The sequence below is a fragment of the Bacillus sp. AFS037270 genome (genome assembly GCF_002585305.1).
Window position 1 is genome coordinate 1 of the sequence record NZ_NUNF01000115.1, and the last position, 7218, is coordinate 7218.

Annotated in this window: 6 protein-coding genes; 4 read left to right on the forward strand and 2 right to left on the reverse strand. The window is 41.0% G+C overall.

From position 1 onward, the window contains the following. Positions 1–219 precede the first annotated feature (219 nt). Positions 220–1875, reverse strand: coding sequence for an FAD-binding dehydrogenase (locus tag COD92_RS30715; RefSeq protein WP_098531681.1), 1656 nt, complete (start codon positions 1873–1875; stop codon positions 220–222). A gap of 199 nt (positions 1876–2074) precedes the next feature. Here COD92_RS30715 and COD92_RS30720 point away from each other — a divergent pair, with 199 nt between their 5' ends. From COD92_RS30720 to COD92_RS30730, 3 genes are all read left to right on the forward strand, one after another. Then, positions 2075–2584 (forward strand): hypothetical protein, encoded by a 510-nt coding sequence (locus COD92_RS30720; RefSeq protein WP_255286727.1) that lies wholly within the window; start codon positions 2075–2077, stop codon positions 2582–2584. Positions 2585–2747: 163 nt separating this feature from the next. After that, positions 2748–3158 carry a vWA domain-containing protein gene (locus COD92_RS30725; protein ID WP_098996829.1) on the forward strand — a complete coding sequence of 137 codons (411 nt, stop codon included), beginning with the start codon at positions 2748–2750 and terminating at the stop codon, positions 3156–3158. Between the two features lie 57 nt (positions 3159–3215). Next, positions 3216–3680: a GNAT family N-acetyltransferase gene (locus COD92_RS30730; RefSeq protein ID WP_098531680.1), complete on the forward strand. Its 465-nt coding sequence runs from the start codon at positions 3216–3218 to the stop codon at positions 3678–3680. Positions 3681–3707: 27 nt separating this feature from the next. Here COD92_RS30730 and COD92_RS30735 read toward each other — a convergent pair whose 3' ends face one another. Then, positions 3708–5012: an Nramp family divalent metal transporter gene (locus tag COD92_RS30735; protein ID WP_098531679.1), complete on the reverse strand. Its 1305-nt coding sequence runs from the start codon at positions 5010–5012 to the stop codon at positions 3708–3710. Between the two features lie 283 nt (positions 5013–5295). Between COD92_RS30735 and selB the strand changes: the two genes are divergently transcribed. Beyond that, positions 5296–7179, forward strand: a complete 1884-nt coding sequence (selB, locus tag COD92_RS30740) for a selenocysteine-specific translation elongation factor (protein ID WP_098531678.1) — start codon at positions 5296–5298, stop codon at positions 7177–7179. The last annotated feature ends 39 nt before the right edge of the window (positions 7180–7218 follow it).

A 7218-nucleotide genomic window follows, 5' to 3' on the forward strand; every position in this document is an offset into this window, starting at 1 on the left:
GTAGGTAGGGTCAAAATAAAAGGTGATTGTGCCCGCGAGTCGGAAAAAATAAATGGAACGGTCAAAATAAAAGGTAATTGTGCCGGCGAATCCCGAAAAATGGATAAACAGTCATAATAAAACCTAATTTTGACCTTGAGCCAAGAAAGATAACTTCAGCAGTCACAAATAATACTTATAATACTCTTAATCAAATTCCAACAGGAACAAACACAAAACTCAACCACTTAGTTCCTCTGCAAGTGCACGCCCTGCTTGCCTGCCAGTAAACAGACAACCCCCGACAAATGTTCCTTCTAATGATCGGTAGCCATGAATTCCTCCACCGCCAAAGCCTGAAACTTCACCAGCAGCGTAAAGTCCGGGAACAGGGTTTCCTGAAGCATCAAGCACTCTTCCAGATAAATCGGTTTGCAGACCGCCTAGCGTTTTCCGGCTGACAATATTTAGGCGGACAGCAATTAACGGCCCCATTTTAGGATCAAGAATCTTATGTGGTGGTGCCACTCGGATTAGTTTATCTCCCAAATAGTGACGGGCCCCGCGCATGGCTGTAATTTGTAGATCCTTTGTAAATTTATTATCGATTTCCCGGTCGCGCGCTAGAATTTGGCGCCTAACTGCTTCAACATTTAAGAGATGATCCCCAGTTAACTTGTTCATTCCAGCAACCAGTTCATCCAGCGTCTTTTCAATAACAAAATCCTCACCTTTGTCCATGAACGCTTTTACCGGTGCAGTCGGTCCGGGTAGGACACGAGCCAGTACTTTTTTTATACTCTTTTCTGTCAAATCGGGATTTTGTTCCGACCCAGATAAGGCAAATTCTTTTTCAATGATCTTCTGAGTTAAAATAAACCACGAATAATCGTAACCTGATTTCATTATCGACTCAAGGGTACCAAGAGTATCAAACCCCGGGAAGTTTGGTGCAGGCAAGCGGTTTCCTTTAGCGTCAAGCCAAAGGGAGGAGGGGCCAGGAAGAATACGAATCCCATGGTTAGGCCAAACCGGATTCCAGTTTTTAATGCCTTCCGTATAATGCCACATCCGGTCACGATTCACAATTCGGCCGCCCGCTTTTTCTGTAATCGTGAGCATTCTGCCATCTACATGTTCAGGCACACCGGATATCATATGTTTTGGTGGATTACCTAACCGGGAAGGCCAATTTTTCCGAATCAACTCATGGTTTCCGCCAATGCCCCCGCTTGTTACCATTACTGCATGGGCGTTAAATTCAAAATTGCCGACAACCTCACGGGAGCTTGCTTCCCCGCGGGCAGCGGAACTAGCAATAAGAATATCTCCTCGTACACCGACAATTGCACCATTATTCTTGATTAACTCATTAACACTGTGTCGTGGACGATAGTCAACAAGACCTTTCGACATCGCTTGACGGACACGATCTTCAAATGGTTTGACAATTCCTGGACCTGTTCCCCAGACGATATGGAAGCGGGGCACGGAGTTCCCATGTCCTTCCGCTGTATAACCACCACGCTCAGCCCAGCCAACCACAGGAAAAAAACGGACCCCCATATCATAGAGCCATTGACGTTTTTCTCCTGCGGCAAAATCAACATAGGCCTCTGCCCATTTTTTGCCCCAGTAATCTTCATCGTGCTCACGATCAAAGCCTGCTGCTCCTAACCAGTCCTGCCAGGCCAGTTCACGCGAATCCTTTATCCCCATCCTTCTTTGCTCAGGTGAGTCCACTAGAAACAGACCGCCAAATGACCACCATGCCTGCCCGCCAAAAGAGGCTTCGGGTTCTTGATCAAGAAGAAGAACCTTCTTACCAGCGTCAGCCAGTTCGGCAACAGCTACTAATCCAGCAAGTCCAGCACCAACCACGATCACGTCGTTCAAATTTTCTCCCCCATTCTACTGTTTAAATATGCATGTTTTCTGAATAATCAATATTTTTATTATAGCATGGATGAGCCTTTGAAGCTGTCAAATTCTATACATATAAGCGGCGATTAATCGACAATTGACATGGAAAAGAATAGAAGCTCAGGAAATGCCGAATAATATGTTCAACTATCGTTAGGGGGGATTTTCTTAAATGAAAAAAATAACAATGATCATCTGGAGCCTGATCATCTTAATTTGCCCACTCAATACCCGGGCAGATGAACTGCCCAGGTTATCTTTGGATTGCTTAGAGGGGATGAAAAATCGGGATGAAGAGTTTAATAAAGCCATTATGAAGGATATTATTACAGGATTTGGCCTAGGTATAGATCATCAGAATTACTTAGAAGTTTCAGATAAAGACTTAGAAGCCGCCCATCTTATATATGGCGGTAAAGAAGTCGATGAGAATTATCAATCTTTACATGAACAATTCATTGTGGCATCTCGCGGCAAGCCGACTCTTTTTATAAAACCAGCCGAAGCCTATTTACTTTATAAACAGCCTGATAATACAAATGTGGCTATTCATTTGAAACTTTCTGATTTCAAATGGGTGGTGGCAGGCAAGAAAAAGGAAGAAGGAAAAGCCATTCATTACAAACTGTTAAGATGTGAAAAAGAATATTTACAGAAAAAACGGGAGTACTCTAACCAATAATCTTATTATTAGCGGCACATACAAAAAATCTCCTGAGAAATTAATCCTTAAGTAATAGGCCCCTAATACGGAGCTATTTTCCCGCAATTAACCAATCATAAACCTTTGTACTCTAACCCAAAATAAGATAGTTCGCTCATTCAAAACAAAGGGGTTGTTGAGGTTGAGATGGCATAAAACAATACTTTCTATGATTCAGCAGCGGCAGGATAAAAGGATTGCATTAGCAGTAGATACCTCTACAAATGAGGCACCAGTGATTCTTATTAACAACATAGTGAAACTGTTTGAACAGCTAAAGCCCGATACATTGTTGGTTCAAGCAGATTTTAAAATCAGAAACATTTCCCCGATCCAAAGCGATTCAATTAAGTATCATACTCATGGGAAATCATCTTATACATTAGTTTTAGAGTGGGCAAAAGAGGAAAAGATTGATACACTATTTTATATAACCGATGTCACTGGCTTCTTCGCTGAAGACATGGAAAAGGTCGATTTTGAACTATTTTGGCTTGTCCCGGGGGATTTCTTACCGCGCGTGCCATTTGGTAAAGCGATTAAAGTTGCATGATAATTTTATCCCTCACCTGGTGGGGGATTTTTTAAATTAAGGGAGAGGGTAAGCAAAATGATAAAAGAACTAGATTTAAATTTAAGGAATACGTTAAAAGAAGTATATGATCTTCAAAGAGCATCCTACCAGATTGAAGCCCGATTAATTAATTTTTTTGAGATTCCCCCCTTAACAGAATCTATCGAAGATTTGGAAGCTTGTGGTGAAACATTTTTAGGGTATTTTGAAGGAGAAACCCTTGTAGGTGCAATTTCCTATACGGTTGAGGAGCATGAATTAACGATTTGCCGCATGGTCGTTCATCCGAGCCATTTTAGGAAAGGAATTGCTCAAAAGCTGCTGAAAAAAGTAGAGGAACAGAACCAAGATATATCTCTTCTATATGTATCAACAGGTAAGGAAAACCCTCCCGCTAAAAATTTATATTTGAAAAATGGTTTCCAATTTGTTTCTGATCTAGAGGTGGTACCTGGTTTATATATTAGTCATTTTTTAAAGGAAAAACACCAACCTAAGTGAGCTGGTGCTTTTTCTTTTTTATTTTGTTTAACCCATCAAAACTTGCACAACCATCCAAATGTTTAAGCCAAGGATGATTAAGGCAAATAGGGACGATAGAACAGTGGTAATTCTTTTATTCGTTAGCACGCCCATTAATTCCTTCTTCTGAGTAAAGTAAATCAGCGCAATGATTGGAAATGGCAGGACAATGCTTAGAATTATCTGGCTAATAATAAGTGTTTGGGTTGGATCGACACCAAGCGCAACGATAATAACAGTTGGAAGCATGGTTACTAACCGCCGAATCCATAACGGAATGCTAAAGCCGACGAACCCCTGCATGATCACTTGACCGGCCATCGTTCCGACCACTGAGCTTGAGATACCGGAGGCAAGCAAGGAAATTAAGAAAACACTAGCAGCAGCCGAGCCTAAAAGAGGTGTAAGCGTATGGTAGGCTGTTGTTAAATCGGCAATATGACTTTGCCCGGTTGTATGAAACACGGATGCAGCCATATACATCATGGCAAGGTTAACGAAGCCTGCAAGTGTCATCGCAATAATAATCTCTTTTGTACTAAACTTTTGTATTTTAATCTTTTCAGTATCATTTCTTGGCACAATTCGATTCTGTGTTAAGCTTGAGTGGAGATAGATCGCATGCGGCATAACCGTAGCTCCAATTACACCGACCGCAAGCATGATACTTTCATTATTGCCGAGCCATGGAACGACACTATGATAAGCGATTTGCGAAAAATCAGGCTGTGATAGAATCGTTTCTACTAAGTAACATAAGCCAATTAACATAGCGAAAGCGGCAATAAACTTTTCTAACGGCCGGAAGCCGAATCTTTCAAGCATTAATATTAGATAGGTGACAATACCAGTAATAATAGTAGCGTATAACATCGGAATCCCTGCAAGTAAATTTAAAGCAAGAGTCGCACCTAAAAATTCAGCCAGATCGGTCGCCATAGCAGCAAGCTCCGAAACAACCCACATAATTATGGTCAACCATTTTGGCATCCGATCACGACATATTTCAGGTAAACTCTTTCCAGTAGCGATCCCAAGTTTACCTGACATGTTTTGCAGAAGCATCGCCATTAGGTTCGCTAAAACAATGACCCAAAGCATTTTATAACCAAAACGGGCACCACTTTGTATATTGGTTGCAAAGTTTCCCGGATCTACATAAGCAATTGATGCAATAAAGGCAGGGCCAAGGAATGGTATTAATGCCCGGATCCCCTTTACTTTTCCATTTATGGCATCTCTTGCAGCAGAAACCGTCTTAAGTTCTGCGGCCCGAGCCTTATCAACAGCAAGTGAATTTGTCTGACTCATAAGACACCATCCTTTCTCAATTTGTTTTTCATAGGCGCAAGGTTTGTTCGCTAATCAACAAAAGTTGCACTCGTGCAAAATCTTTAGATTTATTATAATAAATTTTATAAAATTTGTGTATCTTTTTGCCTAATTAGATTAAATTTTTTTAAAAAAAAGAAATTATAAACATACCAGGAGGTCACTGGTTGTGCGAGTATTCATAAGTCTAAAAAAGTTCGCTTGAACAAATATGTTTTTAAGGCTACAGTAGAATGGTAGAACGATTAAGAAGGTGTTTATCTTGGAAAAACGTTATTTTACGATTGGGATGGCCGGCCATATTGACCACGGGAAAACCTCATTAACGAAAGCATTAACCAATGTTGATACGGACCGTTTAAAGGAAGAGAAGGAACGGCAAATTTCGATTGAGCTGGGCTTTGCGCCCCTTTATGAAGACCAAGAAATTCAAATATCTGTTATTGATGTTCCAGGTCATGAACGCTTTATCCGTCAAATGATTGCCGGGGTAGCCGGGATTGATTTAGTTGTTCTTGTGGTAGCCGCGGATGAAGGGATTATGCCGCAAACAAAGGAGCATCTCGACATTTTAAAATTTTTAGGTGTAAAAAATGGTATAATCGCCATTACAAAAATTGACCGGGTAGACGAAGAGTTTATTGAATTGGTGAAAGATGACATTTTAGGAGAACTTACTGGGACTGTTTTTGAGGATGCCCCCTTTGTTCTAATTGATAGTTTATCCAAAAAAGGCATTCATGAAATAAAAGAATTAATTATAAAAACCTTAAAGGATCAAGAAATGCGAGATGCGAAGGGGGCCTTTCGTCTGCCGATTGATCAGGTGTTTACTGTAAAAGGGCAAGGGACCGTTGTACGCGGGACTGTTTATGAAGGAACGGTGGAAGAGGGACAAGTTTTAAAAATCATGCCAAAAGGCCTTGAAGTTAGGGCAAGGCAAATTCAGGTTCATCATCATTCAGCACATAAAGCCTACGCTGGGCAAAGGGCAGCAATTAACCTATCAAGTGTATCAAAGGAAGAGCTTGAACGAGGTGCTGTTTTAGTTTCCTCCGAGCATTTTATTGTGACCAAAACAGTAGATGTCGCAATTCGCGTTGTCGAGGATCTTGAACATATTGTTAAGCAGCGGATGCCTATTAAGCTTCATATCGGAACAGCCGAGGTAATGGGCCGGATTGTTTTCTTTGATCGTAATGAGATTAAAGAAGAAAATGGAGAAATTCTTTGTCAGCTTCGGCTTGAAGAGGAGATTCTGACAAAGCGGGGTGACCGTTTTATCCTGCGACGCCCAAGTCCGCAAGAAACAATTGGCGGAGGCTGGGTGATCGACCCGAGAGCTAATAAATATCGTTTCGGAAATGAGACGATTGAAGAGCTTGAAAAGAAGAAAGCAGGAACACCAAGGGAACGAATTACGGCTGCACTTATGGAAGCAAAAAGCCTCACCCTAACTGAATTAATAAAGCGGACGGCGCTGGATGAAACGACCTTAACAGACCATTTAGCTAATCCGGAATTTGTTTTATATAATGGCAAAGAGTATACACTTTCACTGTTAATTGATTCAATTGAAGAAGATATTTTTGACCAACTCCAAGAATTCCATCAAACTCATTCAATGAAGACCGGGATCAATAAAGCGGAACTCTTACAGTCCCTGCAAAAAAGGTTCCCTAAATCATTGCTTGATTTTGTTGTAGAAAATGGAATAAGCAATGGGACGTTTAAGAGAAAAGAACAATTTGTATCCCTCGCAACATTTGTCCCACATGTGCCGAAAAGTTGGGCGAAGCGGACAGAAAATCTTCTTCATGATTTGAAGAAAGATGGACTTAAGGTACGCTATCTGAAAGAATATTTTTCTGCAGCAGGTATACCTGATTCAATCGAATATGATTTAAGAAAATTTCTTGAAGATCAAAATTCACTCGTGCAACTTGATGACCAATTTGCTTATCATGGGGAAGTATTTATGGAAGCAGTTGAAAAACTTCAAAGCGGAACGGGATCAGAATTCGATGTCGGAGCGGCAAAGGATGTTCTCGACCTATCGAGAAAATATATAATCCCATTTTTAGAAAGATTGGACGCGAAAGGTCTTACTAAGCGTGTCGAAAGTAAACGGGTGTGGAAAAAATAAAGAACAAAAGCGTAAGCGCCTTGGTCAGCCCCGACAAGC

What these genes read in the sequence shown, in the direction of transcription:
- COD92_RS30720 (WP_255286727.1), top strand. Translation starts at nt 2,075, where the DNA reads ATGAAAAAAATAACAATGATCATCTGGAGCCTGATCATCTTAATTTGC.
- COD92_RS30730 (WP_098531680.1), top strand. Translation starts at nt 3,216, where the DNA reads ATGATAAAAGAACTAGATTTAAATTTAAGGAATACGTTAAAAGAAGTA.
- COD92_RS30735 (WP_098531679.1), bottom strand. Translation starts at nt 5,012, where the DNA reads ATGAGTCAGACAAATTCACTTGCTGTTGATAAGGCTCGGGCCGCAGAA.